Raw genomic sequence first — 24,871 nt, 5'->3', positions numbered from 1 at the left:
ATAAGCAAAACGTTATCAGGCTAGCATCAGATAGAGAATTTTTTCCCGCCGCGGTGCGCAGCAGAGGTTTGACCGTTTGCGCCATACAGCGCCGGTTCCTGGTGCGGTTTCAGCACTTGAATCGCTTGTTGATTGCGCTCGATCTGCCCTTCCAGCAGCCAACCGTTGTGCTGGTTGAGTTCGCGTAGGTCCTGTGTTTTCCGGGTAATGGTCTGCCAACGCTCGGCAATTTCATCATTGGCGCTGCGTGTGGCGTCATGCTCCAGACGGCGCTGCTGCTCCAGATAATCAAGGGTTGCCAGCAAAGAGCTTTTTTCTTCTGTAATACGCTGTAGCTGGCTGCCGTTAATATATCCTGCGGAAAGCTGCTGCTGTTCAGCATCCATTACCGTTTTCAGGTCATTGAGGACGGTCGTCATCTGGTCAAGTATTTCTGACAAACGAGTCATACTTTATTTACTCTGTAAGTAGCTCTGCGCCTCGCGGATCAGCGAGTCGGCAATTTTTCCGGTGTCCATTTTCAGCTCGCCATTCCGGATTGCGGTTTTTAGTGCTTCCACGCGTTCCATATTGATGTCATTGGTGCCGGGCTGCATCAGTTTGGCCTGGGCGTCGCTCAGCATGACGCTGGTGCTGGTGGTGGTGGTGGTTTTTTCCTTCCGCGTTTTTTGTACCGGCGCATCGCTGGTTTCACGTGGCTGAACGGTACTTACTGGCTTCAATGGTGAGGTACGATCAATGCTCATTTTGTTTATCCTCATCGAGGGGTTACGCTATAGCGGCCCGCTGTAATCATTGGTTGTTTATCTATCGGCACACGCTAAAAAATCTTTAACCTATTATAGGTTAATAAGAATATTCCCATCAGAATCGACGACACCGCTCACCACCTGGCCTGAAATCATCCGTACTCGGGCATTCTGGGCGACGGCGGCATTGTTCAGCGCTTTACCTTCGGCATTCACCCGAAAGCCATCTCCGTTGGCGATAACCAGGACGCGCTGACCGGCCTTGATTCGCCATGCCTGGCGCAACATGGAAAGCTGTATCGGCTGACCAGGCACCAGATCGCGCAGGCTTACGGCATCCTGCACCTGATTCATATCCAGCACGGCGCGCGGAGGGAGTTGGTCCAGTCGACCTCGTTTTAGCGTTACGCTGGCCGAAGTCAGGGCGCTACCCCGAGCGACGGGCGCGGCGGCAACAACGTAGTTTCCCGTGGCCTGCACGTTCACCTGCAGATAACGTTTCTCGTTGGCGCAGCGCGCCAGCACGTTCACATTACCCCACAATTTTGCACTCCCGGACACGCTTAATGCCGGTTGTTCGCAGCTCGGCAATAAGTTTGGCGACGTTCGGATAGTAACGACGACCTCATCGCTAAATCCGGCCAGTCGCTGGGAAAACCATGCCGTCAGCTGTGAATTCAGGTCTTGCGCCAGCGTCATAGGACTGAACAGCAGTGCTGCCACGACGACTCCACGTTTAAACGTTTGCATCAAAACCTCGCGCTTTTTCAGGTAGTGACAGGATTCTACCTGTGTGACGCAGTCATCAACGCAACAAATAGCGACGCATTTTGCGTTTATTCCGGCGATAACGCGCGCGTAATGGGATTTAAGCTGTCGGCTGAATTTTGTCATTTGCGGAGGAGATATGCTCGATAAGCTCGACGCCGCCTTACGTTTTCAACAGGAAGCGCTGAATTTGCGCGCCCAACGCCAGGAAGTATTGGCGGCCAACATAGCCAATGCCGACACGCCGGGGTATCAGGCGCGCGACCTGGATTTCGCCAGTGAATTAAAAAAAGTCATGGTGCGAGGACGGGAAGAAACCGGCGGTGTCTCGTTGACGCTGACCTCTGCACAACACATTCCGGCCCAGACCGTTTCCGCTCCTTCTACGGAACTGCTCTACCGCATTCCTGATCAGCCGTCTCTCGATGGCAACACGGTAGATATGGACCGGGAGCGTACGCAATTTGCAGACAACAGCCTCAAGTATCAAATGGGGCTGACCGCGTTGGGTGGACAAATCAAAGGCATGATGAACGTGCTGCAAGGAGGGAACTAATTCGTGGCGCTGTTAAATATTTTTGATATCGCAGGCTCTGCGCTGACGGCTCAGTCTAAGCGCCTGAACGTGGCGGCCAGCAACATGGCGAATGCGGATAGCGTCACCGGACCTGACGGTCAGCCCTATCGCGCGAAGCAGGTTGTTTTTCAGGTAGATGCCGCGCCAGGTGCGGCAACCGGTGGCGTAAAAGTCGCTGACGTCATTGAAAGCCAGGCGCCGGATAAGCTGGTTTATGAACCCGGTAATCCGCTGGCCGATGCGAACGGTTACGTAAAAATGCCGAATGTGGACGTCGTCGGCGAAATGGTCAACACCATGTCAGCCTCGCGTAGCTACCAGGCAAACGTTGAAGTGCTCAATACGGTGAAAAGCTTGATGCTCAAAACGCTGACGCTAGGCCAGTAAAAGGAGGCGCACATGTCTATTGCTGTAAAAATGAATGACCCGAGCACGACGGGTGTGAATGACGCAACGGGGAAGAGTTCGCTGACGGGCAGCAACGCCGCGGACCTGCAAAGCAGCTTCCTTACGCTGCTGGTTGCACAGCTGAAAAACCAGGATCCAACCAACCCGCTGCAAAACAACGAACTGACCACCCAGTTGGCGCAAATCAGTACCGTGAGCGGAATTGAGAAACTGAACACCACGCTGGGATCGATCTCCGGGCAGATCGACAACAGTCAGTCGCTGCAGGCCAGTACGTTGATTGGCCACGGTGTCATGATCCCAGGCACCACCATCCTGACCGGTAAAGGTACGGAAGAGGGCGCAAAAACCACCACCACGCCGTTTGGCGTTGAACTGCAGCAACCGGCAGATAAGGTTACCGCAACCATTACCGATAAAGACGGCAAGGTGGTACGCACCATTGATATTGGTGGGTTGAAAGCGGGCGTTCATACCTTTACCTGGGACGGCACCATGACCGATGGCACGGATGCGCCAAGCGGTTCTTACAACGTGTCAATTGCTGCCAGTAATGGCGGAACACAACTGGTGGCTCAGCCGCTTCAGTTTGCGCTGGTGCAGGGCGTTATTCGCAGCAACGGCGGTAATACGCTGGATCTGGGCACCTATGGAACCACCACCCTCGACGAAGTACGGCAGATCATTTAAGCCTTCACACTTATCAGGAGTAAGTCATGGCCTTTTCACAAGCGGTCAGCGGTCTGAACGCTGCAGCGACCAACCTCGATGTCATTGGTAACAACATCGCCAACTCCGCCACCTACGGTTTTAAATCCGGTACGGCCTCTTTTGCCGATATGTTCGCCGGTTCTAAAGTAGGACTGGGCGTTAAAGTTGCGGGCATTACCCAGGACTTTACCGACGGTACCACGACCAACACCGGTCGCGGGCTGGATGTCGCTATCAGCCAGAACGGTTTTTTCCGCATGGTAGACAGCAACGGTTCCGTTTTCTACAGCCGTAACGGTCAGTTCAAGCTCGATGAAAACCGCAATATCGTCAACATGCAGGGGCTACAGCTGACGGGCTATCCGGCTACCGGTACACCGCCAACGATACAGCAAGGTGCTAACCCGGCGCCGATCACTATCCCGAATACGCTGATGGCGGCTAAAACCACCACGACTGCGTCAATGCAGATCAACCTGAACTCCACTGACAAGGTGCCAACGAAGACCCCGTTTAATCCAAGCGATGCGGATTCCTACAACAAAAAAGGCTCAGTTACCGTTTTCGATAGCCAGGGTAACGCCCACGACATGAATATTTTTTATGTCAAAAATGCGCAGAGCAACACCTGGGAAGTTCACACACAGGATGCTTCAACCGGAGCCGCTGCAAAATCAGCAGGGTTTATGCGCTTTAATGAAAATGGTGTGTTCTTAGGGATTAGCGCCACAGCCGCCGAGGCGGTACCGACGCCTCCTACCGTCTGGCCAAAGGAAATCAACATCACAACCGGGCAGATTAACGGTGCTGATGCGGCAAATTTCTCTCTGAGCTTCCTGAACTCCATGCAGCAGAACACTGGCGCCAACAACATCGTTGCCACGAATCAGAATGGCTATAAGCCGGGCGACCTGGTGAGCTACCAGATTAACAATGACGGTACTGTGGTCGGTAACTACTCCAACGAACAGCAACAGGTTCTGGGGCAGATCGTGCTGGCAAACTTTGCCAACAACGAAGGTCTGGCTTCTCAGGGTGACAACGTTTGGGCAGCTACTCAGTCTTCCGGCGTGGCGCTGCTGGGTACCGCAGGCGAGGGTAACTTCGGCAAGCTGACCAACGGCGCGCTGGAAGCATCAAACGTGGATTTGAGTAAAGAACTGGTGAATATGATCGTCGCCCAGCGTAACTATCAGTCGAACGCGCAGACCATCAAAACCCAGGACCAGATCCTCAACACGCTGGTCAACCTGCGCTAAGCGCCTGACGGGATGGCTTAATGGATCACGCAATTTATACCGCCATGGGCGCGGCCAGTCAGACGCTGAATCAACAAGCGGTGACGGCCAGCAACCTGGCAAACGCTTCAACGCCGGGTTTTCGTGCGCAGCTCAATGCGCTGCGCGCGGTTCCCGTTGAAGGATTGTCTTTACCGACGCGTACGCTGGTGGTGGCCTCCACGCCGGGGGCCGATATGACACCGGGTCAGATGGACTATACCTCACGTCCGCTGGACGTGGCGCTGCAACAGGATGGCTGGTTGGCTGTGCAGACCGCGGACGGTAGCGAAGGATATACCCGAAATGGCGCCATTCAGGTAAGCCCTACGGGGGAACTGACCATTCAGGGACACCCGGTGATTGGCGAAGCCGGACCAATAGCCGTACCGGAAGGTTCAGAAGTCACCATTGCGGCAGACGGCACGATCTCGGCGCTCAACCCTGGCGATCCGGCTAACACCGTTGCGCCAGTTGGGCGACTGAAACTGGTGAAGGCCACGGGGAGTGAAGTGCAACGTGGCGATGACGGTATGTTCCGTCTGACCCAGGCCGCGCAGGCTACCCGTGGCGCTACGTTACAGGCCGACCCCAGCATTCGCGTTATGTCGGGTGTGCTGGAAGGCAGTAACGTTAAGCCGGTAGCCGCGATGAGTGACATGATCGCCAACGCCCGTCGTTTCGAAATGCAAATGAAGATTATCAGTAGCGTGGATGATAACGCGGGTCGCGCCAACCAACTGCTGTCGATGAGTTAATACAGGACATTTTATGATCAGTTCATTATGGATCGCCAAAACCGGCCTGGATGCACAGCAAACCAACATGGATGTGATTGCCAACAACCTGGCAAACGTCAGCACCAACGGATTTAAGCGTCAACGTGCCGTGTTTGAAGATCTGTTGTACCAGACGATTCGCCAGCCTGGCGCACAGTCTTCTGAACAAACCACACTGCCGTCTGGTTTGCAGATTGGTACCGGTGTGCGCCCGGTCGCGACCGAGCGTTTACACAGCCAGGGGAATCTGTCGCAGACCAACAACAGTAAAGATGTGGCGATTAAAGGGCAGGGCTTTTTCCAGGTCATGCTGCCTGATGGCACGTCCGCCTACACCCGTGACGGTTCTTTCCAGGTGGATCAGAACGGTCAACTGGTGACTGCGGGTGGTTTTCAGGTTCAGCCGGCTATCACCATCCCGGCTAACTCGCTCAGTATCACCATTGGACGCGACGGTATCGTCAGCGTAACCCAGCAGGGCCAGGCAGCACCGGTTCAGGTAGGGCAGCTTAACCTGACTACTTTTATGAACGATACCGGTCTGGAAAGCATTGGTGAGAATCTGTACACCGAAACGCAGTCATCCGGTGCGCCGAATGAGAGCACTCCGGGGCTGAACGGCGCGGGTCTGCTGTACCAGGGTTATGTTGAAACCTCTAACGTCAACGTGGCGGAAGAGCTGGTTAACATGATCCAGGTTCAGCGCGCTTACGAAATCAACAGTAAAGCGGTATCGACCACCGATCAGATGCTGCAAAAACTGACGCAACTCTAAAGTGTGGCCCGGTGGGGTGAAAGCCTCACCGGCACACTGATTTTGAAGATGACCGCAATGCGAAAATACGCGCTTCACCCATACCCAATTTTAGCCCTGTTGGTGGTTTCATTGACAGGATGCGCCTGGATCCCGGCCACGCCCCTCGTGCAGGGCGCAACGTCTGCCCAGCCTGTTCCTGGCCCGACGCCGGTGGCGAATGGATCAATCTTCCAGTCGGCCCAACCGATTAACTACGGTTATCAGCCGTTATTCGAAGACCGCCGTCCGCGCAATATTGGCGATACGTTGACCATCGTATTGCAGGAAAACGTCAGCGCGAGCAAAAGTTCTTCGGCTAATGCCAGCCGCGACGGCAAAACCAACTTTGGCTTTGATACCGTACCGCGTTATTTGCAAGGACTGTTTGGCAACGAGCGTGCTGACGTAGAAGCTTCAGGCGGTAACACCTTTAACGGTAAAGGCGGCGCGAACGCCAGCAATACCTTCAGCGGTACCCTGACCGTAACGGTCGATCAGGTACTGGTGAATGGCAACTTACATGTTGTGGGGGAAAAACAGATCGCCATTAATCAGGGCACTGAATTCATTCGCTTCTCCGGGGTCGTTAACCCGCGCACCATCAGTGGCAGCAACTCCGTACCGTCAACTCAGGTTGCGGACGCACGTATTGAGTATGTCGGCAACGGCTACATCAATGAAGCGCAGAATATGGGCTGGTTGCAGCGTTTCTTCCTTAACTTGTCGCCGATGTAAGCGAGGTAGCCAGTGTTTAAATCTTTAGTTGGAATGGTACTGGTGCTGATAACCACCTTTGCGCATGCCGACCGTATTCGTGACCTGACCAGCGTTCAGGGCGTGCGGGAAAACTCGTTGATCGGTTATGGGCTGGTGGTCGGTTTGGATGGCACGGGTGACCAGACTACGCAGACGCCGTTTACTACGCAAACGCTCAACAACATGCTTTCGCAGTTGGGAATTACCGTGCCAACCGGCACCAATATGCAACTGAAAAACGTGGCGGCGGTGATGGTGACCGCGCAATTCCCGGCCTTTGGTCGTCAGGGGCAAACCATTGACGTGGTGGTCTCTTCCATGGGGAACGCCAAAAGCCTGCGCGGCGGTACGCTGCTGATGACCCCGCTGAAAGGGGTCGATAGCCAGGTATATGCGCTGGCGCAGGGGAATATTCTTGTAGGCGGTGCAGGCGCGGCTGCGGGTGGCAGCAGCGTGCAGGTAAACCAGCTCAATGGCGGACGTATTACCAACGGCGCGACCATCGAACGTGAATTACCCAGCCAGTTCGGTGGCGGTAACACCATTAATCTGCAGCTCAATAATGAAGATTTCACTATGGCGCAGCAGATAACCGACACCATTAACCGTTCGCGCGGCTTTGGTAGCGCCACTGCGCTGGACGCCCGGACGATTCAGGTACGCGTGCCAAGCGGCAACAGTTCGCAGGTGCGTTTCCTGGCTGACATCCAGAATATGGAGGTGAACGTCACGCCGCAGGATGCGAAAGTGATTATCAACTCGCGCACTGGATCCGTCGTTATGAACCGTGAAGTCACACTGGATAGCTGTGCCGTCGCGCAAGGCAACTTGTCGATAACAGTAAACCGCCAGGCGAACGTCAGCCAGCCGGATACACCGTTTGGCGGTGGACAGACCGTGGTGACGCCTCAAACCCAGATCGATCTGCGCCAGAGCGGCGGTTCGCTGCAAAGCGTGCGTTCCAGCGCCAACCTGAACAACGTTGTGCGTGCGCTTAATGCGCTAGGGGCAACGCCGATGGATCTGATGTCCATTCTGCAATCGATGCAGAGCGCGGGATGCTTACGCGCCAAACTGGAAATCATCTAATGATTGGTGACAGCAAACTGCTGACCAGTGCCGCCTGGGATGCGCAATCACTGAACGAACTGAAAGCGAAAGCGGGTCAGGACCCGGCGGCGAATATCCGCCCGGTTGCCCGTCAGGTTGAAGGGATGTTCGTACAAATGATGCTGAAAAGCATGCGTGAAGCGCTGCCGAAAGATGGCGTTTTTAGCAGTGATTCGACACGTTTGTATACCAGCATGTATGACCAACAAATTGCGCAGCAGATGACCGCAGGTAAAGGTCTGGGACTGGCTGAAATGATGGTTAAGCAGATGACTGAAGGGCAGGCGCAACCCGCAGACGATGCGCCGCAGGTGCCAATGAAGTTCTCTCTGGAAACGGTGACCAGCTATCAAAACCAGGCGCTGACGCAACTGGTCCGTAAAGCCATTCCCCGCGCGACGGAAAGCAATGATGAGCCGCTGTCAGGTGACAGTAAAGACTTCCTCGCCCAGCTATCGCTGCCGGCTAAGCTGGCAAGTCAGCAAAGCGGGGTTCCGCATCATCTGATTCTGGCGCAGGCGGCGCTGGAGTCCGGATGGGGCCAGCGACAAATCCGGCGTGAGAACGGTGAACCGAGCTTTAACATTTTTGGCGTGAAAGCTTCGGGAAGCTGGAAAGGCCCAACCACCGAAATCACCACCACCGAATATGAAAACGGCGAGGCGAAAAAGGTGAAAGCCCGATTCCGCGTCTATAGCTCTTACCTTGAGGCACTGTCGGATTATGTCGGTCTGATATCGCGTAACCCGCGCTATGCGGCGGTAACCGCCGCTGCTACCGCCGAGCAGGGGGCACAGGCTTTGCAGAATGCCGGTTACGCGACTGACCCTAACTATGCGCGTAAATTAACCAGCATGATCCAGCAGTTGAAATCGATGAGCGAAAAAGTGAGCAAAACCTACAGTACGAATATCGATAATCTCTTTTAAATAGCTCAAGTCTACCAACCTGCTGCCGATAATAACGAGTATTGAAGGATTACAAGGAACCTCCATGTCCAGCTTGATTAATAACGCGATGAGTGGACTCGCCGCAGCGCAGGCCGCGTTGAATTCTGCCAGTAATAACATCTCCAGCTATAACGTTGCCGGATACACCCGTCAAACGACAATTATGGCGCAAGCGAACAGCACGCTGGGTGCGGGGGGCTGGGTTGGCAATGGCGTCTATGTTTCTGGCGTACAGCGCGAGTATGACTCCTTTATCACGAATCAGTTACGTGCCGCGCAGAACCAAAGCAGCGGCCTGACAACGCGCTATGAACAAATGTCGAAAATCGACAATCTGCTCTCCAGCAAAACCAGTTCCATTTCGACCTCAATGCAGGACTTTTTTACCAGCCTGCAAACGCTTGTCAGTAACGCGGAAGACCCGGCGGCGCGCCAGGCGCTGATCGGTAAAGCTGATGGTTTAGTCAACCAGTTCAGAACAACTGACCAGTATCTGCGCGATCAAGACAAGCAGGTTAATACTGCGATCAAGGCCAGCGTTGACCAGATCAACAACTATTCAAAACAGATTGCCAGCCTCAACGATCAGATTTCCCGTCTGACCGGCGTCGGCGCGGGCGCATCGCCTAACGATTTACTCGACCAGCGCGACCAACTGGTCAGTGAACTGAACCAGATTGTCGGTGTTGAAGTCAGCGTTCAGGACGGCGGGACTTACAACATAACCATGGCGAACGGCTATTCACTGGTGCAGGGCAGCAATGCACGCCAGCTGGCGGCTGTGCCCTCCAGTGATGATCCCAATCGTACCACAGTGGCCTACGTCGACGGGGTTGCCGGCGAGGTTGAAATTCCCGAAAAACTGTTGAATACCGGTTCACTGGGCGGGCTGTTGACCTTCCGTTCTCAAGAGCTTGACCAGACGCGTAACACGCTGGGCCAACTGGCGTTGGCGTTTGCCGATGCGTTTAACACCCAGCATAAAGAGGGTTTTGACGCGAACGGCGATCAGGGTAAGGATTTCTTTGCTATCGGTAGCCCGGCAGTATTCAACAACGCTAAAAATACAGGAACAGGATCGTTAAGCGCGAAGATTACCGACAGCTCTGCTGTACAGGCGACCGATTATAAAATCGTTTATGACGGGACGGACTGGCAGGTTACTCGCCTGGCGGATAATACCAGCTTCAAAGCTACCGTTACCGGTGGGAAGATGTCCTTTGACGGGATGGAAATCACCGTAAATGCTGGCGCAAAAGCAAATGACAGCTTCACAGTGAAACCTGTCAGTAACGCCGTTGTTGATATGAAAGTCATGGTGACCGATGAGTCGAAAATCGCCATGGCCCAGGTCTCAAAAAATGATCCGGACCCGGATATTGATAAGGGAAAAAGCGATAACCGTAACGGTCAGAAACTGCTGGATCTGCAGACCAAAGCTACCGTGGGTAATAAGACCTTCAACGATGCATATGCCACGCTGGTAAGCGATGTCGGGAACAAAACCGCGACGCTGAAAACCAGCGCCATTACCCAAAACAACGTGGTAACGCAGCTTTATAAGCAGCAGCAGTCTATTTCCGGCGTCAACCTCGACGAAGAATACGGTAACTTACAACGCTATCAACAGTATTACCTGGCTAACGCGCAAGTGCTGCAAACCGCAAATGCGCTGTTTGATGCACTGATTAATATTCGCTAAGGGAGAGGGACACAATGCGTATCAGCACCCAGATGATGTACCAGCAGAATATGCGTGGCATCACTAACTCTCAGGCTGAATGGATGAAGTTCGGCGAGCAGATGTCAACGGGCAAACGTGTGATCAACCCATCTGACGATCCAATCGCCGCCTCGCAGGCCGTGGTGCTTTCTCAAGCACAGGCGCAGAACAGCCAATATACGCTGGCACGTTCATTTGCGACGCAAAAAGTATCGCTGGAAGAGAACGTACTGAGTCAGGTAACGACGGCAATTCAGACCGCGCAGGAAAAAATTGTCTATGCCGCGAACGGCACGTTAAGCGATGACGACCGTGCATCGCTGGCCACCGACCTGCAGGGGATCCGCGATCAACTGATGAACCTGGCGAACAGCACCGACGGTAATGGACGCTATATTTTTGGCGGATATAAAACAGAATCTGCACCGTTTGCTCAGGCAGATGGCGCTTACAGTGGCGGTACAACAAATGTGACCCAGCAGGTCGATGCCTCCCGTACCATGGTGATTGGTCATACTGGCGATAAAGTATTTGTTAATCTGACCAGTAATGCCGTACCGGAACCAGGCGGCGGTACTCAGGAAAAGAACCTGTTCAAAATGCTGGATACCGCTATTGATGCGCTCAAAACCCCGATTGAGGGCAATGACGCGGCAAAAGCTACCGCCGCTGCAGCCATTGATAAAACCAGTCGTGGTCTGAAAAATTCATTGAATAACGTGCTTTCTGTTCGTGCAGAATTAGGGACTCAGCTCAGCGAGTTAAGTTCACTGGATTCACTGGGCGCCGATCGCGCATTGGGCCAGACTCAGCAGATGAGCAATCTGGTGGATGTTGACTGGAACGCAGCGATTTCGTCCTACGTGATGCAGCAGGCCGCACTGCAGGCATCGTACAAAACGTTTACCGATATGCAGGGAATGTCGCTATTTCAACTGAACCGGTAACACCTTTTTGAACATATCATGAAACTGGATATGTTTGTCTGCCCGCTCCTTTAACACCACCCCGGAGCGGGCATTTTTTTAGGCCACGGTTATTTTCTCAGCGACAGATTCCCCGTTACTCTTATTACCTGCGCAATCGCACCGCTACACGTTGCCAGCGTAACCACGCCTTCTCAGTTTGCCAGTGCGTAGAGCAGAGATAAAAAAAAGCCGACCCGAAGGTCGGCTTTGATGTTGCTTATGACTTACTCAACGGGCTGCGGGCGCGTTGCTGGCGCAGTCGCCTGGTGCGTGGCGCTGTGTCCACCTGCGGCACCTTTACCTTCAAAGGTGAATTCCGGGCGTTGCCAGTCACTATGACGCGGCGCTTCAGGCACATACTCTGGTGCCGGAGCACGGGTCATCGGGGCGGCCGCGTGGCTGTGAAGATGTTCTGCGTCAACGCGGGTTGCGACAACTTCAGCCTTAGTGACTGCGTCTTCGACGACAGGTGCGGCAACAACCTCTTGCGGCGCGGCAACTTCTTCAACCACTGGCGCTGTTTCCACAACCTCGGCAATCTCTTCAGCCACTTCAGGCTGAGAAATAACAACCTCCGCAGATTCTTCGACAATCGGCGCAGCCACGATTTCAGCGACAGGTTCGGCTTTCGCCGCGGTATCCTCAGCAACAGGCGCGTCAGATTCAGCGATAATTTGCGGTTGTTCCTCGACCGGAGTAGCGATGACTTCCGGATGCGTGGTTTCAACGACGGTAGCCTGAGGTTCAGCAATGACCACCTCTGGCTGTACGGTTTCAACCGACGCAGGGGCGTTCACAATATGCTCAACGGCAGCTGCAGCAACCTGAGGCTCTACGGCGACAGGTACAGCTTGCCCCTGAACCGTTTCCTGCTCGCGCTGCTCTGCAACCTGCTGATCCTGAGGACGAGCAACAGGGTAGCGGATCCAGACTTTACCGGACGCTAATTCTGGAGATGCGCAGGCAACCGTTAACGGCATCGGCGACTGAACCGGGTAACGCTCGTCACGATAGCGACGACGGCGTTGTCCACTGACGCGCAGATGGCGAGGTGAGCGACGGGAACGACGCGGCATACCATTAGAGTCACGCGCTTCGCTGTTGTCTTCCTGCTCAGTCGCAACGACGGCAGGCAGATCAACTTTCGCCAGTTCAGTACGCTGTGCCGGTACGGGCTGTTCAGTTGGTTGAGCGACAGCCGTTTCAGTGACCACCTCGGCAGTAGCGACTTCGGCTTCAACAGCCGGGCTGTCTGTGTAACGAACTTTCTGAGTCAGCTGACGCTGTTTACGGCGAGTCTGAGGCTGACGAACGCGCTCTTCCTGCTCGGTATCCTGCGCAGGTTGTTCTGCCAGGTTCAGCTCTTTAACTTCCTGCTGCGCCTGACGCTTATCATCGTTGCGACGGCGGTTGCGCTCGCGACGCGGAGCCTGCTGGTCATCACCGGATTTCGCTTTGTCGGCGACCTCAGTAGACTGCTGGCGGTTATCGCGCGCTTCCGCATTTTGCTGCTGCGACTGACGGCGGTTACGGCGGTTATCTTCACGGTTTTCGCCGCTTTCTGAACGCTCGTTACGGTTATCACGCTCGCCACGGTTGTCGCGATTATCACGACGATCGTTACGGTCGCGACGATTGTTCTGACGCGGTTTACGACGATCCTGCTGGCGATCGGTTTTCTCTTCCGCTTTCGGCGCAGGTTGTTCAACCGGTTTCACTTCTTCGCTACCGCTGAAGATGGACTTCAGTGCGCTGAAGAAACGGCTAATCAAACCTGGCTGTGCGGCGACGGCCGCGGTCGCTGCTGCGGCTTTAGGCGCGGCGGCCTTCGCAGTAGGTTCCTGCAAAGCAGGGGCTGGCGGCACCTCTGGCATAGCAAAGGTGGCCAATGCCGGCTGCTCTGGCTGTTTACGCTCGACGAACTCTTCTTCCGTCGGCAATGCCATCGCTTCTTCATGCAGTTTCGGCAGCAGGTAGCTCAGGGTTGGTGTTTCTTCCCCTTTGCGTACGCGCAGCACGGAGTAATGCGGGGTTTCCATCTGATCGTTTGGCACAATCACACAGCGCACGCCATTCTGACGCGTCTCGATGGCATTTACCGCGGTACGTTTTTCGTTGAGCAGGTAGGATGCGATCGGCACAGGAACAATAGCGTGAACTTCCTGCGTATTTTCTTTCAGCGCTTCTTCTTCGATCAGACGCAGAATAGACAGCGACAGTGATTCGTTATCACGTACGGTACCCGTGCCGGAGCAGCGTGGGCATACGTGATGGCTGGATTCACCCAGCGACGGGCTCAGACGCTGGCGGGACATCTCCAGCAGGCCGAAGCGAGAAATATGGCTGATTTGAATACGCGCTCTGTCCTGACGCACGGCTTCACGCAGACGGTTTTCAACCGCACGCTGGTGACGAACCGGCGTCATATCAATGAAGTCGATTACAATCAGGCCGCCGAGGTCGCGCAGACGCAGCTGACGAGCAATTTCATCGGCTGCTTCAAGGTTGGTGTTGAACGCAGTTTCTTCGATGTCGCCGCCGCGGGTCGCGCGTGCGGAGTTGATATCGATAGCGGTCAGCGCTTCTGTGCTGTCGATAACGATTGAGCCGCCGGACGGCAGACGCACTTCGCGCTGGAACGCGGACTCAATCTGAGATTCGATTTGATAGTGGCTGAACAGCGGGATTTCACCGGTGTACAGTTTGATTTTGCTGCTGAAATCCGGACGACCCAGCGCGGCGATGTGCTGACGCGCCATCTCCATAACTTTCGGGTTGTCGATGAGGATTTCGCCGATGTCCTGACGTAAATAGTCACGGAATGCGCGAACGATAACGTTGCTTTCCTGATGGATCAGGAACGGAGCAGGGCGGCTGTCAGCGGCTTTTTGAATCGCTTCCCAGTGCTTCAGGCGGAAACTCAGGTCCCACTGCAGCGCTTCGGCAGATTTGCCGACACCTGCGGTACGCACGATAAGCCCCATGCCATCAGGCAGTTCCAGGCTTGCCAGCGCTTCTTTTAATTCGGTACGGTCGTCGCCTTCAATGCGACGGGAGATGCCGCCCGCGCGCGGGTTGTTCGGCATCAGAACCAGATAACTACCTGCCAGGCTGATAAAGGTGGTCAGCGCAGCGCCTTTATTGCCGCGTTCTTCTTTATCGATCTGAACAATGACTTCCTGACCTTCGCGCAACACGTCTTTAATGTTGGGACGACCATGGGAGTTGTAGCTAGAGGGGAAGTATTCGCGGGCAATTTCTTTTAACGGAAGGAAACCGTGACGTTCAGCGCCGTAATCAACAAAAGCAGCTTCCAGACTCGGTTCAATACGGGTAATTTTGCCTTTATAGATGTTGGCTTTTTTCTGTTCGTGTCCAGGACTTTCGATATCCAGATCGTACAGACGCTGCCCATCTACAAGGGCGACACGCAACTCTTCCTGCTGAGTCGCGTTAATTAACATTCTTTTCATCGTAACTTACTCATTATTCTTACATTGACGACTAAGCTGCGGGCAGAGTAATGCCTTTCCGGGTGTGAACCGATGGCCTCGTGTCTATTCGCGTCGCCAACCTCACGGTTATCGTCAGCTCAAAGAGGCGCAGAGTGTCGGTTGCCTGTATTTCATACGGAAACACAGCGCAATTATCAGGGGAACAGTCTGGGTGTTACTCTCCAGAGAAGCTTCCATTGTGCTTATCGTCTTTCACGCTGTGGGTGCGTTGGCTTCATCTTCTTACCCCAACCACTTACAGGAGTAAGCACCTGGGGTTCCCAGACTTGCCGCCTTCCTACAACGCGAAATCTATAGAGCACTTACCGGTAAGGACTGCAACCCGCAGCCCGCTAACTGCCTGAAAGATCAATACGTCTTACGCCATTGCTGCGTTGATGATCGGTCGGGCAAAATTGGGTCATTCCGGAAAAGTTCTTGTTTTAACAAGATTCAACACGGAAACAACCTCATTATTCCACTGCTAACCTTGTTATAGCAAGATGACTTTTGCCATTTATCACCCGGTTACTCACAGTTTTTTCACTTCCGCGTAGTGATTGCTTTAATAACCACCAAATCGGCTATGTCAAACTTAAGTAATAAGGTATAGCAGTTAATATAAGCATAGAAAAATGTGTGGCGCGAATCTTGATGGCTATTTAAAATCGGCCCCCATGAAAACAGAGACTCCAGCCGTAAAAACAGTTGCCATTACTGCCGACGAAGCAGGGCAACGCATCGACAACTTTTTGCGCACCCAGCTCAAGGGCGTGCCGAAAAGTATGATTTATCGCATTTTGCGTAAAGGCGAAGTGCGGGTGAACAAAAAACGCATTAAACCCGAGTACAAACTCGAAGACGGGGACATTGTGCGTATTCCACCTGTACGTGTCGCTGAACGTGAAGAAGAGGCCATTTCACCGAATTTGCAGAAGGTCGCGGCGCTGACCGATGTCATTTTATATGAAGATGACCACATTCTGGTGCTTAACAAGCCTTCAGGTACGGCCGTGCATGGTGGAAGCGGGTTAAGCTTTGGCGTCATTGAAGGCTTACGTGCGCTGCGCCCGGAAGCGCGTTTCCTTGAGCTGGTGCATCGCCTCGACCGGGATACCTCCGGCGTGCTGCTGGTGGCCAAAAAACGATCTGCCTTGCGTTCGTTGCATGAACAACTGCGTGAAAAAGGCATGCAGAAAGACTACCTCGCGTTGGTACGCGGCCAGTGGCAGTCCCATGTCAAAACCGTGCAGGCCCCGCTGTTAAAGAACATTCTGCAAAGCGGCGAGCGTATCGTGCGGGTGAATCAGGAAGGCAAACCATCGGAAACACGCTTTAAAGTGGAAGAGCGTTACGCGTTTGCTACGCTTGTGCGCTGCAGTCCCGTGACCGGACGCACGCACCAGATTCGCGTGCATACGCAATATGCCGGACATCCGATTGCCTTTGACGACCGCTATGGCGATCGTGAGTTCGATAAGCAACTGGCGGATACCGGGCTGAGCAGGCTCTTTTTGCACGCCGCAGCGTTGAAATTTACTCATCCGGGGACGGGTGAAGTAATGCGTATTGAAGCACCAATGGATAAGCAATTGAAGCGCTGCCTCGAGGTGTTACGCAGTAAAGGCTGATGCGCATTGATATTATCGCGCATTACCTGTAGGCCTGATGGCGCTGTGCCTATCAGGCCTACAGGATTAGGCCTGTACAGCCGTCAACCCGTCAGGCTTTTAACGGGTTCATATCTTCTCGTCGCAGCATTTGACACAGTGCGATTAGCGGCAAACCGATTAAGGTATTTGGGTCGCGGCCTTCCAGACGCTCAAAAAGTGCAATGCCCAATCCTTCGCTTTTAAAACTACCGGCACAATGCAGCGGGCGCTCTTTGCGCACGTAATCTTCAATTTCCGTTTCGCTTAAATGACGAAAATGCACGTCGAACGGTTCAACTTCAGTTTGTAAATGTCCGGTCGCAGAATTATACAGCGCCAGTCCGGTATAAAACGTCACAATATTGCCACGGGCTTTGAGTAACTGCTGGCGTGCATTTTCTTCTGTTAACGGTTTGCCGGTTATTTCACCATCGAGAACACAAATTTGATCGGAACCAATAATAAGGTGCGATGGATAACGGTGGGCGAGAGATTGCGCTTTTTTCTGCGCCAGTCGCAAGACTAAGTGCCGGGGGGCTTCGCCCGGTAACGGCGTTTCATCAACCTCTGGTGCTGCGCATTCGAACGGGATTGCCAGTTTTTCTAGTAAAGCGCGACGCCAGGGAGAGGTAGAAGCAAGAATAAGTTGAGGCATATTTTTTCCCTCGCATATAGCGTATTGATGAGAGCCATTTTAAACTATGGACTTCGTCCTACAAGCTGGCTGTAATGGCTTGTGTTGAGCGATTTTAAGTCGATGACCCGCAATGTGTGCGAATTATTGGCAAAAGGCAACCACAGGCTGCCTTTTTCTTTGACTATATGACGTTACAAAGTTAATATGCGCGCCCTATGCAAAAGGTAAAATTACCCCTGACTCTTGATCCGGTTCGTACGGCTCAGAAACGCCTCGATTATGAAGGTATCTATACTTCTGATCTGGTTGAGCGTGTCGCCGATTCTGTAGTCAGTGTGGACAGTGATGTGGAATGCTCCATGTCGTTCGCTATCGATAACCAGCGCCTTGCCGTTATAACCGGTGATGCAAAGGTGTCGGTTACGCTCGAATGTCAGCGTTGCGGGAAACCGTTCCCACTTCATGTTCACACAACATATTGTTTTAGTCCTGTCCGTTCTGACGAGCAGGCTGAAGCACTCCCGGAAGCGTATGAGCCGATTGAGGTTAACGAATTCGGTGAAATCGATCTGCTTGCAATGGTTGAAGATGAGATTATCCTCTCCTTGCCGGTAGTTCCGGTGCATGATTCTGAACACTGTGAAGTGTCCGAGGCGGACATGGTCTTTGGCGAATTGCCTGATGAAGCGCAAAAACCAAACCCATTTGCCGTATTAGCCAGCTTAAAGCGTAAGTAATTGAGGAGTAAGGTCCATGGCCGTACAACAGAATAAACCAACCCGTTCCAAACGTGGCATGCGTCGTTCTCATGACGCTCTGACCGCAGTCACCAGCCTGTCTGTAGACAAAACTTCTGGTGAACAACACCTGCGTCACCACATCACTGCCGACGGTTTTTACCGTGGCCGTAAGGTAATCGCTAAGTAATCACGCATGACTCAATGGCTTTCCCGCTACGGTGAGAAAGACAAAGAGCACACGCGTGATGAAGCTTAGTGAGGCTTTCCCCGGGTAACTGGGGAAACACCTAACCGGGCAGCGACGATACCTTGACACGTCTAACCCTGGCGTTAGATGTCATGGGGGGTGATTTTGGCCCTACCGTGACAGTGCCTGCAGCATTGCAGGCACTGAATTCTAATTCGCAACTCACACTTCTTTTAGTCGGGGATCCCGATACAATCACGCCATTACTTGCCAAAGCTGACTTCGAACAACGTTCACGTCTGCAGATTATCCCTGCTCAGTCAGTTATTGCCAGTGATGCCCGGCCCTCGCAAGCTATTCGCGCCAGTCGTGGAAGCTCAATGCGTGTTGCCCTGGAGCTCGTGAAAGAAGGACGAGCGGAAGCCTGTGTGAGCGCCGGTAATACAGGTGCGCTAATGGGTCTTGCGAAGTTATTGCTCAAACCCCTTGAGGGGATTGAGCGTCCTGCGCTGGTGACGGTTTTACCCCATCAGCAAAAGGGCAAAACGGTGGTGCTGGATTTGGGCGCCAACGTGGATTGTGATAGCACGATGTTGGTGCAATTTGCCGTCATGGGTTCCGTGCTGGCAGAAGAGGTGGTTGGAATTGCCAATCCCCGTGTTGCGTTGCTCAATATCGGTGAAGAAGAAACCAAGGGTCTCGACAGTATTCGGGATGCTTCTGCAGTGCTAAAAACAATCCCTTCTATCAATTATATCGGCTATCTTGAAGCCAATGAGTTACTGACTGGCAAAACTGATGTGTTGGTCTGTGACGGCTTTACAGGTAATGTCACATTAAAGACGATGGAAGGTGTTGTCAGAATGTTCCTTTCACTGCTGAAGTCTCAGGGTGAGGGCAAAAAACGGTCGTGGTGGCTGCTGTTATTAAAACGTTGGTTACAAAAAAGCCTGACAAGGCGATTTAGTCACCTCAACCCCGACCAGTATAATGGCGCCTGTCTGTTAGGATTGCGCGGCACGGTGATTAAGAGTCATGGTGCGGCCAATCAGCGAGCATTTGAAGTCGCGATTGAACAGGCAGTGCAGGCGGTGCAGCGACAAGTTCCTCAGCGAATTGCCGCTCGCCTGGAATCTGTATACCCAGCTGGATTCGAACTGCTGGACGGTGGCGAAAACGCAAACTCGCGAGCACACAGATAACGGTGCGTTTGTGAATGCTGCCAGCGTATCAGCGATTTGCTCGTGGCGGTATATAACCAAAAAGTGACTGAGCGTACATGTATACGAAGATTATTGGTACTGGCAGCTATCTGCCTGAACAAGTGCGTACTAACGCCGATTTGGAAAAAATGGTTGAGACATCTGATGAGTGGATCGTCACTCGCACAGGTATCCGTGAACGCCATATTGCAGCGCCAAATGAAACAGTTGCGACGATGGGCTTTGCCGCCGCAAACCGTGCAATTGAAATGGCGGGCATCGACAAAGAACAAATTGGTCTGATTGTGGTTGCCACCACATCATCCACACACGCATTTCCAAGTGCGGCATGCCAGATCCAAAGTATGCTGGGGATCAAAGGCTGTCCGGCGTTTGACGTTGCAGCCGCTTGTGCCGGTTTCACCTACGCCCTGAGCGTTGCCGACCAGTACGTTAAGTCTGGCGCAGTGAAGCATGCTCTGGTGGTTGGCTCAGATGTCCTCGCTCGTACCTGTGATCCAACCGATCGCGGAACGATCATTATTTTCGGCGATGGCGCAGGTGCGGTTGTACTGAGCGCATCAGAAGAGCCCGGCATTCTTTCTACGCATCTGCACGCTGATGGTCGCTATGGCGAACTGTTGACGCTGCCTAATGCCGATCGCGTGAACCCGGAAAACCCGATCCACCTGACGATGGCGGGTAACGAAGTATTTAAAGTCGCGGTGACCGAGCTTGCACACATCGTTGATGAAACGCTGGAAGCAAATAATCTCGATCGTTCTGCACTGGACTGGCTGGTGCCGCATCAGGCAAACCTCCGCATTATTAGCGCAACCGCGAAAAAGCTGGGTATGTCGATGGATAATGTTGTCGTGACGCTCGACAGACATGGCAATACCTCCGCGGCCTCCGTACCGTGCGCGCTGGACGAAGCCGTCCGCGACGGGCGTATTAAAGCTGGGCAGTTGATATTGCTTGAAGCCTTTGGGGGTGGATTCACCTGGGGCTCTGCGCTGATTCGTTTCTAGTATAAGGATTTAAACATGACGCAATTTGCATTTGTGTTCCCGGGGCAGGGTTCCCAGACCGTTGGGATGTTGTCTGAAATGGCAGCAAACTACCCAATTGTTGAAGAAACTTTTGCTGAAGCATCAGCTGCGCTGGGCTATGATCTGTGGGCGTTGACTCAGCAGGGACCGGCCGAAGAGCTGAATAAAACCTGGCAGACGCAGCCAGCACTGTTGACTGCCTCTGTTGCGCTTTATCGCGTATGGCAGCAGCAGGGTGGTAAAACACCTGCGCTGATGGCTGGTCACAGTCTGGGCGAATACTCTGCGCTGGTATGTGCGGGTGTTATCGGTTTTGCCGATGCCGTACGTCTGGTTGAACTGCGTGGCAAATTCATGCAGGAAGCGGTACCGGAAGGCACTGGCGGCATGTCTGCTATTATCGGTCTGGACGACGCTGCTATTGCTAAAGCGTGTGAAGAGTCTGCCGAAGGCCAGGTGGTTTCACCGGTAAACTTTAACTCACCAGGTCAGGTGGTTATTGCCGGGCACAAAGAAGCCGTAGAACGTGCTGGCGCAGCCTGTAAAGCGGCTGGCGCTAAGCGTGCTCTGCCACTGCCGGTCAGCGTTCCTTCTCACTGCGCGCTGATGAAGCCTGCTGCTGAGAAACTGGCCGTTGAACTGCAAAAAATCACTTTTAACGCGCCGACTGTTCCGGTTGTGAACAACGTCGACGTGAAGTGCGAAACAGACGCAGACGCTATTCGCGATGCGCTGGTTCGCCAACTGTACAGCCCGGTTCAATGGACTAAAACCGTTGAATTTATGGCGTCCCAGGGCGTAGAGCACCTGTATGAAGTTGGTCCGGGCAAAGTTCTGACCGGTTTGACGAAACGTATTGTTGACACCCTGACTGCTTCGGCACTGAATGAGCCGGCGGCATTTTCTGCGGCGCTAGAGCAATAAAAGAGGAAGACCATGAGTTTTGAAGGAAAAGTCGCGCTGGTTACCGGTGCAAGCCGTGGCATTGGCCGCGCAATTGCTGAAACACTCGTTGCCCGTGGCGCGAAAGTTATCGGTACTGCAACCAGCGAAAGCGGTGCGCAGGCCATTAGCGATTACTTAGGTGCAAATGGTAAAGGTCTGATGTTGAATGTGACCGATCCAGCATCTATCGAATCTGTTCTGGGAAATATTCGCGCAGAATTTGGTGAAGTCGATATCCTGGTCAATAATGCCGGGATTACTCGTGATAACCTGTTAATGCGCATGAAAGATGACGAGTGGAACGATATCATCGAAACCAACCTGTCATCTGTTTTCCGTCTGTCAAAAGCGGTAATGCGAGCTATGATGAAAAAGCGTCATGGGCGTATTATCACTATTGGTTCTGTGGTTGGTACCATGGGAAATGCGGGTCAGGCTAACTACGCTGCGGCGAAAGCGGGTCTGATCGGCTTCAGTAAATCACTGGCGCGCGAAGTTGCGTCTCGTGGCATTACTGTAAACGTTGTTGCTCCGGGCTTTATTGAAACGGACATGACGCGTGCGCTGTCTGATGATCAGCGTGCGGGTATTCTGGCGCAGGTTCCTGCGGGTCGCCTTGGCGGCGCTCAGGAAATCGCCAGTGCGGTTGCATTTTTAGCTTCTGACGAAGCAAGTTACATCACAGGTGAGACTTTGCACGTCAACGGCGGGATGTACATGGTTTAACCACGAGATAAAAAAATTTGCGTTATTAGGGTGAATGCCCTCAAAATAACGTAAAATCGTGGTAAGACCTGCCGGGATTTAGTTGCAAATTTTTCAACATTTTATACACTACGAAAACCATCGCGAAAGCGAGTTTTGATAGGAAATTTAAGAGTATGAGCACTATCGAAGAACGCGTTAAGAAAATTATCGGCGAACAGCTGGGCGTTAAGCAGGAAGAAGTAACCAACAATGCTTCCTTCGTTGAAGACCTGGGCGCAGATTCTCTTGACACCGTTGAGCTGGTAATGGCTCTGGAAGAAGAGTTTGATACTGAGATTCCGGACGAAGAAGCTGAGAAAATCACTACCGTTCAGGCTGCCATTGATTACATCAACGGCCACCAGGCGTAAGTGAACATCTCCAGGCGGTCATTCGACCGCCTGAGTTTTATCTTTTTATCCCACTTGAATTATTTTCCCTCCCTGGAGGACAACCGTGTCTAAGCGTCGTGTAGTTGTGACCGGACTGGGCATGTTGTCTCCTGTCGGCAATACCGTAGAGTCTACCTGGAAAGCTCTCCTTGCCGGTCAGAGTGGCATCAGCCTGATCGACCATTTCGATACTAGCGCCTATGCAACGAAATTTGCTGGCTTAGTAAAGGATTTTAACTGTGAAGACATTATCTCGCGCAAAGAACAGCGCAAGATGGATGCTTTCATTCAATATGGAATTGTCGCTGGCGTTCAGGCCATGCAGGATTCTGGTCTCGAAATTACGGAAGAGAACGCTCACCGTATTGGCGCCGCTATCGGCTCTGGTATTGGCGGTCTCGGATTGATCGAAGAAAACCACACCTCTTTGGTGAATGGCGGTCCACGTAAGATCAGCCCGTTCTTCGTTCCGTCAACGATTGTTAACATGGTGGCAGGTCACCTGACCATCATGTACGGCCTGCAAGGGCCAAGCATCTCCATTGCGACCGCCTGTACCTCAGGTGTGCATAACATTGGTCATGCAGCACGTATCATTGCATACGGCGATGCAGACGCGATGGTTGCGGGTGGTGCAGAAAAAGCCAGTACCCCGCTGGGCGTGGGTGGTTTTGGCGCGGCACGTGCGCTGTCTACACGTAATGATAACCCGCAAGCGGCAAGCCGTCCGTGGGATAAAGAACGTGATGGCTTTGTGCTGGGCGACGGCGCAGGCATGGTGGTACTGGAAGAGTACGAGCATGCGAAAGCGCGCGGTGCAAAAATCTATGCTGAAGTCGTTGGTTTTGGCATGAGCAGCGATGCTTACCACATGACGTCACCACCTGAAAACGGTGCGGGCGCTGCGCTGGCAATGGTCAACGCACTACGCGATGCGGCTATCGAAGCGGGTCAGATCGGCTATGTCAACGCGCATGGCACGTCTACTCCTGCTGGCGATAAAGCCGAAACCCAGGCAGTGAAATCTGTCTTTGGCGATGCGGCAAGCCGTGTAATGGTAAGCTCCACTAAATCCATGACCGGACACCTGTTGGGTGCGGCGGGCGCGGTAGAGTCTATTTTCTCTATCCTGGCGCTGCGCGATCAGGCTATTCCGCCAACCATCAACCTGGATAACCCGGATGAAGGTTGTGACCTGGACTTCGTACCTCACGAAGCGCGTCAGGTTAGTGGTCTGGAGTACGCACTGTGTAACTCCTTCGGCTTTGGCGGCACCAACGGCTCTTTGATCTTTAAAAAGATTTAAGTCTGTCAGGTGGTGCGTTAGCATCGATAGCAATTTAAAAAGGTCCGCTTGTCGGGCCTTTTTTTATTCGGTTTTCCACCCTTGTCCTGTGTTGTTCATCCTGCCAAACTAGCGGACCAGAAATAAGGAGCCACCATGTTCTTAATTAATGGCTGCGAGCAGAATATGCTGGCCGCAAGCGATCGAGCGACCCAATTCGGTGATGGCTGTTTTACCACTGCGCGTATTATTGACGGCGAAATTTGCCTCTTTGCAGCGCATCTTGCGCGTTTACAAGACGCCTGCCAAAAATTGCTGATCTCTTTCGAAGATTGGTCAGAGCTGCAAAGTGAAATGAAAATGCTGGCGCAAGGGCATGCGCGTGGCGTGTTAAAAGTGATTATCAGCCGTGGTAGCGGTGGCCGTGGTTACAGCGGCGCAAACTGTCGCAGTGCCACACGTATTCTCTCTGTTTCAGCCCGGCCCGATCATTACGATCGTTGGCGGCAGGAGGGGATAACGCTGGCGTTAAGTCCAGTGCGTCTGGGGCGTAATCCGTTGCTTGCCGGACTTAAGCACCTGAATAGACTGGAACAGGTGTTGATTCGCTCTCATCTTGAGCAGACGGCAGCTGATGAAGCACTGGTTCTTGACAGTGAGGGATGGGTTACGGAATGCTGTGCGGCTAATTTGTTCTGGCGTAAGGGGGATGTGGTTTACACTCCCCGGCTGGATCAGGCCGGAGTGAACGGCATTATGCGACAATTCTGTATCCGGATGCTGGCACAATCGTCGTTCAGCATTGTCGAAGTGTATGCCGGGTTGGAAGAGGTTATGCAGGCCGATGAGATCGTCGTCTGTAATGCGTTAATGCCTGTTATTCCCGTACGCACCTGTGGCGACACGCTGCTGTCTGCACGTATGTTGTTCGATTTTTTAGCCCCACTTTGTGAGCACCCGAATTAG

The 24,871-nt window shown here is 53.2% G+C and carries 26 protein-coding genes; 21 read left to right on the top strand and 5 right to left on the bottom strand.

All coding sequences use genetic code 11. From position 1 onward, the window contains the following. Positions 1-26: 26 nt before the first annotated feature. From flgN to flgA, 3 genes are all read right to left on the bottom strand, one after another. Positions 27-449 carry a flagella biosynthesis chaperone FlgN gene (gene flgN, locus GFC06_RS18995; RefSeq protein WP_016152623.1) on the bottom strand — a complete coding sequence of 141 codons (423 nt, stop codon included), beginning with the start codon at positions 447-449 and terminating at the stop codon, positions 27-29. Positions 450-452: 3 nt separating this feature from the next. Continuing rightward, positions 453-746 carry a flagellar biosynthesis anti-sigma factor FlgM gene (gene flgM / locus GFC06_RS18990; RefSeq protein ID WP_153690525.1) on the bottom strand — a complete coding sequence of 98 codons (294 nt, stop codon included), beginning with the start codon at positions 744-746 and terminating at the stop codon, positions 453-455. 93 nt (positions 747-839) lie between these two features. Continuing rightward, a complete protein-coding gene (flgA, locus tag GFC06_RS18985) occupies positions 840-1,499 on the bottom strand; it encodes a flagellar basal body P-ring formation chaperone FlgA (RefSeq protein WP_016156187.1) in 660 nt (219 codons plus the stop codon). Between the two features lie 157 nt (positions 1,500-1,656). Here flgA and flgB point away from each other — a divergent pair, with 157 nt between their 5' ends. The 11 genes from flgB (at position 1,657) to flgL (ending at position 11,551) form a co-directional block, all read left to right on the top strand. Further along, on the top strand, positions 1,657-2,073 hold the full coding sequence (gene flgB, locus GFC06_RS18980; protein WP_016152626.1) for a flagellar basal body rod protein FlgB: 417 nt from the start codon (positions 1,657-1,659) through the stop codon (positions 2,071-2,073). A gap of 3 nt (positions 2,074-2,076) precedes the next feature. After that, positions 2,077-2,481 (top strand): flagellar basal body rod protein FlgC, encoded by a 405-nt coding sequence (flgC, locus tag GFC06_RS18975; protein ID WP_006685091.1) that lies wholly within the window; start codon positions 2,077-2,079, stop codon positions 2,479-2,481. Between the two features lie 12 nt (positions 2,482-2,493). Then, the gene (gene flgD, locus GFC06_RS18970) at positions 2,494-3,192 is read left to right on the top strand and encodes a flagellar hook assembly protein FlgD (protein WP_016152627.1); all 699 of its coding nucleotides are present in this window, start codon (positions 2,494-2,496) and stop codon (positions 3,190-3,192) included. Between the two features lie 26 nt (positions 3,193-3,218). Next, entirely contained in the window at positions 3,219-4,472 is a 1,254-nt protein-coding gene (flgE, locus tag GFC06_RS18965; RefSeq protein WP_153690524.1) for a flagellar hook protein FlgE, read from the top strand. A 20-nt stretch (positions 4,473-4,492) separates the two neighbouring features. Continuing rightward, positions 4,493-5,248: a flagellar basal body rod protein FlgF gene (locus GFC06_RS18960; RefSeq protein WP_016156188.1), complete on the top strand. Its 756-nt coding sequence runs from the start codon at positions 4,493-4,495 to the stop codon at positions 5,246-5,248. 13 nt (positions 5,249-5,261) lie between these two features. After that, the gene (gene flgG, locus GFC06_RS18955; protein ID WP_003036202.1) at positions 5,262-6,044 is read left to right on the top strand and encodes a flagellar basal-body rod protein FlgG; all 783 of its coding nucleotides are present in this window, start codon (positions 5,262-5,264) and stop codon (positions 6,042-6,044) included. A 57-nt stretch (positions 6,045-6,101) separates the two neighbouring features. Next, positions 6,102-6,800 (top strand): flagellar basal body L-ring protein FlgH, encoded by a 699-nt coding sequence (gene flgH / locus GFC06_RS18950; RefSeq protein WP_016152630.1) that lies wholly within the window; start codon positions 6,102-6,104, stop codon positions 6,798-6,800. A gap of 33 nt (positions 6,801-6,833) precedes the next feature. Continuing rightward, positions 6,834-7,910: a flagellar basal body P-ring protein FlgI gene (locus tag GFC06_RS18945; RefSeq protein WP_019076467.1), complete on the top strand. Its 1,077-nt coding sequence runs from the start codon at positions 6,834-6,836 to the stop codon at positions 7,908-7,910. Then, the gene (gene flgJ, locus GFC06_RS18940; protein WP_016152632.1) at positions 7,910-8,860 is read left to right on the top strand and encodes a flagellar assembly peptidoglycan hydrolase FlgJ; all 951 of its coding nucleotides are present in this window, start codon (positions 7,910-7,912) and stop codon (positions 8,858-8,860) included. The genes GFC06_RS18945 and flgJ overlap by 1 nt, the downstream gene beginning before the upstream one ends. 64 nt (positions 8,861-8,924) lie before the next feature. After that, positions 8,925-10,583, top strand: a complete 1,659-nt coding sequence (gene flgK, locus GFC06_RS18935) for a flagellar hook-associated protein FlgK (protein WP_046274758.1) — start codon at positions 8,925-8,927, stop codon at positions 10,581-10,583. 14 nt (positions 10,584-10,597) lie between these two features. Further along, the gene (gene flgL, locus GFC06_RS18930) at positions 10,598-11,551 is read left to right on the top strand and encodes a flagellar hook-associated protein FlgL (RefSeq protein ID WP_094761485.1); all 954 of its coding nucleotides are present in this window, start codon (positions 10,598-10,600) and stop codon (positions 11,549-11,551) included. A gap of 245 nt (positions 11,552-11,796) precedes the next feature. On the opposite strand, the gene rne is transcribed toward flgL, so the two are convergent. Further along, the gene (gene rne / locus GFC06_RS18925; RefSeq protein ID WP_153690523.1) at positions 11,797-15,045 is read right to left on the bottom strand and encodes a ribonuclease E; all 3,249 of its coding nucleotides are present in this window, start codon (positions 15,043-15,045) and stop codon (positions 11,797-11,799) included. Positions 15,046-15,743: 698 nt separating this feature from the next. On the opposite strand from rne, the gene rluC reads away from it, so the two are divergent. Continuing rightward, positions 15,744-16,697: a 23S rRNA pseudouridine(955/2504/2580) synthase RluC gene (rluC, locus tag GFC06_RS18920; RefSeq protein ID WP_049259723.1), complete on the top strand. Its 954-nt coding sequence runs from the start codon at positions 15,744-15,746 to the stop codon at positions 16,695-16,697. A 91-nt stretch (positions 16,698-16,788) separates the two neighbouring features. On the opposite strand, the gene GFC06_RS18915 is transcribed toward rluC, so the two are convergent. Continuing rightward, positions 16,789-17,373 (bottom strand): Maf family protein, encoded by a 585-nt coding sequence (locus GFC06_RS18915; protein WP_016152637.1) that lies wholly within the window; start codon positions 17,371-17,373, stop codon positions 16,789-16,791. A gap of 197 nt (positions 17,374-17,570) precedes the next feature. Here GFC06_RS18915 and yceD point away from each other — a divergent pair, with 197 nt between their 5' ends. The 9 genes from yceD to pabC all read left to right on the top strand — a co-directional run bounded on the left by yceD (position 17,571) and on the right by pabC (position 24,871). Further along, positions 17,571-18,092 (top strand): 23S rRNA accumulation protein YceD, encoded by a 522-nt coding sequence (gene yceD, locus GFC06_RS18910; protein WP_003036239.1) that lies wholly within the window; start codon positions 17,571-17,573, stop codon positions 18,090-18,092. 16 nt (positions 18,093-18,108) lie between these two features. Beyond that, positions 18,109-18,282 (top strand): 50S ribosomal protein L32, encoded by a 174-nt coding sequence (gene rpmF / locus GFC06_RS18905; RefSeq protein WP_003036242.1) that lies wholly within the window; start codon positions 18,109-18,111, stop codon positions 18,280-18,282. Positions 18,283-18,404: 122 nt separating this feature from the next. Then, entirely contained in the window at positions 18,405-19,484 is a 1,080-nt protein-coding gene (plsX, locus tag GFC06_RS18900) for a phosphate acyltransferase PlsX (protein WP_071601761.1), read from the top strand. Between the two features lie 77 nt (positions 19,485-19,561). After that, positions 19,562-20,515, top strand: coding sequence for a beta-ketoacyl-ACP synthase III (fabH, locus tag GFC06_RS18895; protein ID WP_016152639.1), 954 nt, complete (start codon positions 19,562-19,564; stop codon positions 20,513-20,515). A 15-nt stretch (positions 20,516-20,530) separates the two neighbouring features. Further along, a complete protein-coding gene (gene fabD / locus GFC06_RS18890; RefSeq protein ID WP_019076478.1) occupies positions 20,531-21,460 on the top strand; it encodes an ACP S-malonyltransferase in 930 nt (309 codons plus the stop codon). Between the two features lie 12 nt (positions 21,461-21,472). Continuing rightward, complete coding sequence (gene fabG, locus GFC06_RS18885) at positions 21,473-22,207, top strand: 3-oxoacyl-ACP reductase FabG (RefSeq protein ID WP_016152641.1); 735 nt, start codon at positions 21,473-21,475, stop codon at positions 22,205-22,207. Positions 22,208-22,362: 155 nt separating this feature from the next. Beyond that, positions 22,363-22,599, top strand: coding sequence for an acyl carrier protein (gene acpP, locus GFC06_RS18880; protein ID WP_000103754.1), 237 nt, complete (start codon positions 22,363-22,365; stop codon positions 22,597-22,599). Positions 22,600-22,684: 85 nt separating this feature from the next. After that, positions 22,685-23,926, top strand: coding sequence for a beta-ketoacyl-ACP synthase II (gene fabF, locus GFC06_RS18875; RefSeq protein WP_003036260.1), 1,242 nt, complete (start codon positions 22,685-22,687; stop codon positions 23,924-23,926). Positions 23,927-24,061: 135 nt separating this feature from the next. Continuing rightward, positions 24,062-24,871, top strand: coding sequence for an aminodeoxychorismate lyase (pabC, locus tag GFC06_RS18870; RefSeq protein WP_153690522.1), 810 nt, complete (start codon positions 24,062-24,064; stop codon positions 24,869-24,871).

It is taken from the genome of Citrobacter braakii (assembly GCF_009648935.1).
Classification (GTDB): domain Bacteria; phylum Pseudomonadota; class Gammaproteobacteria; order Enterobacterales; family Enterobacteriaceae; genus Citrobacter; species Citrobacter braakii.
The sequence above is the reverse complement of the archived record's forward strand: the minus strand, read 5'-3'. Positions and strand labels throughout refer to the sequence as shown.

Coding starts and splice junctions, on each gene's coding strand:
- flgN (WP_016152623.1), bottom strand. CDS start 449: ATGACTCGTTTGTCAGAAATACTTGACCAGATGACGACCGTCCTCAAT.
- flgM (WP_153690525.1), bottom strand. CDS start 746: ATGAGCATTGATCGTACCTCACCATTGAAGCCAGTAAGTACCGTTCAG.
- flgA (WP_016156187.1), bottom strand. CDS start 1,499: ATGCAAACGTTTAAACGTGGAGTCGTCGTGGCAGCACTGCTGTTCAGT.
- flgB (WP_016152626.1), top strand. CDS start 1,657: ATGCTCGATAAGCTCGACGCCGCCTTACGTTTTCAACAGGAAGCGCTG.
- flgD (WP_016152627.1), top strand. CDS start 2,494: ATGTCTATTGCTGTAAAAATGAATGACCCGAGCACGACGGGTGTGAAT.
- flgE (WP_153690524.1), top strand. CDS start 3,219: ATGGCCTTTTCACAAGCGGTCAGCGGTCTGAACGCTGCAGCGACCAAC.
- GFC06_RS18960 (WP_016156188.1), top strand. CDS start 4,493: ATGGATCACGCAATTTATACCGCCATGGGCGCGGCCAGTCAGACGCTG.
- flgG (WP_003036202.1), top strand. CDS start 5,262: ATGATCAGTTCATTATGGATCGCCAAAACCGGCCTGGATGCACAGCAA.
- flgH (WP_016152630.1), top strand. CDS start 6,102: ATGCGAAAATACGCGCTTCACCCATACCCAATTTTAGCCCTGTTGGTG.
- GFC06_RS18945 (WP_019076467.1), top strand. CDS start 6,834: ATGGTACTGGTGCTGATAACCACCTTTGCGCATGCCGACCGTATTCGT.
- flgJ (WP_016152632.1), top strand. CDS start 7,910: ATGATTGGTGACAGCAAACTGCTGACCAGTGCCGCCTGGGATGCGCAA.
- flgK (WP_046274758.1), top strand. CDS start 8,925: ATGTCCAGCTTGATTAATAACGCGATGAGTGGACTCGCCGCAGCGCAG.
- flgL (WP_094761485.1), top strand. CDS start 10,598: ATGCGTATCAGCACCCAGATGATGTACCAGCAGAATATGCGTGGCATC.
- rne (WP_153690523.1), bottom strand. CDS start 15,045: ATGAAAAGAATGTTAATTAACGCGACTCAGCAGGAAGAGTTGCGTGTC.
- rluC (WP_049259723.1), top strand. CDS start 15,744: ATGAAAACAGAGACTCCAGCCGTAAAAACAGTTGCCATTACTGCCGAC.
- GFC06_RS18915 (WP_016152637.1), bottom strand. CDS start 17,373: ATGCCTCAACTTATTCTTGCTTCTACCTCTCCCTGGCGTCGCGCTTTA.
- yceD (WP_003036239.1), top strand. CDS start 17,571: ATGCAAAAGGTAAAATTACCCCTGACTCTTGATCCGGTTCGTACGGCT.
- rpmF (WP_003036242.1), top strand. CDS start 18,109: ATGGCCGTACAACAGAATAAACCAACCCGTTCCAAACGTGGCATGCGT.
- fabH (WP_016152639.1), top strand. CDS start 19,562: ATGTATACGAAGATTATTGGTACTGGCAGCTATCTGCCTGAACAAGTG.
- fabD (WP_019076478.1), top strand. CDS start 20,531: ATGACGCAATTTGCATTTGTGTTCCCGGGGCAGGGTTCCCAGACCGTT.
- fabG (WP_016152641.1), top strand. CDS start 21,473: ATGAGTTTTGAAGGAAAAGTCGCGCTGGTTACCGGTGCAAGCCGTGGC.
- acpP (WP_000103754.1), top strand. CDS start 22,363: ATGAGCACTATCGAAGAACGCGTTAAGAAAATTATCGGCGAACAGCTG.
- pabC (WP_153690522.1), top strand. CDS start 24,062: ATGTTCTTAATTAATGGCTGCGAGCAGAATATGCTGGCCGCAAGCGAT.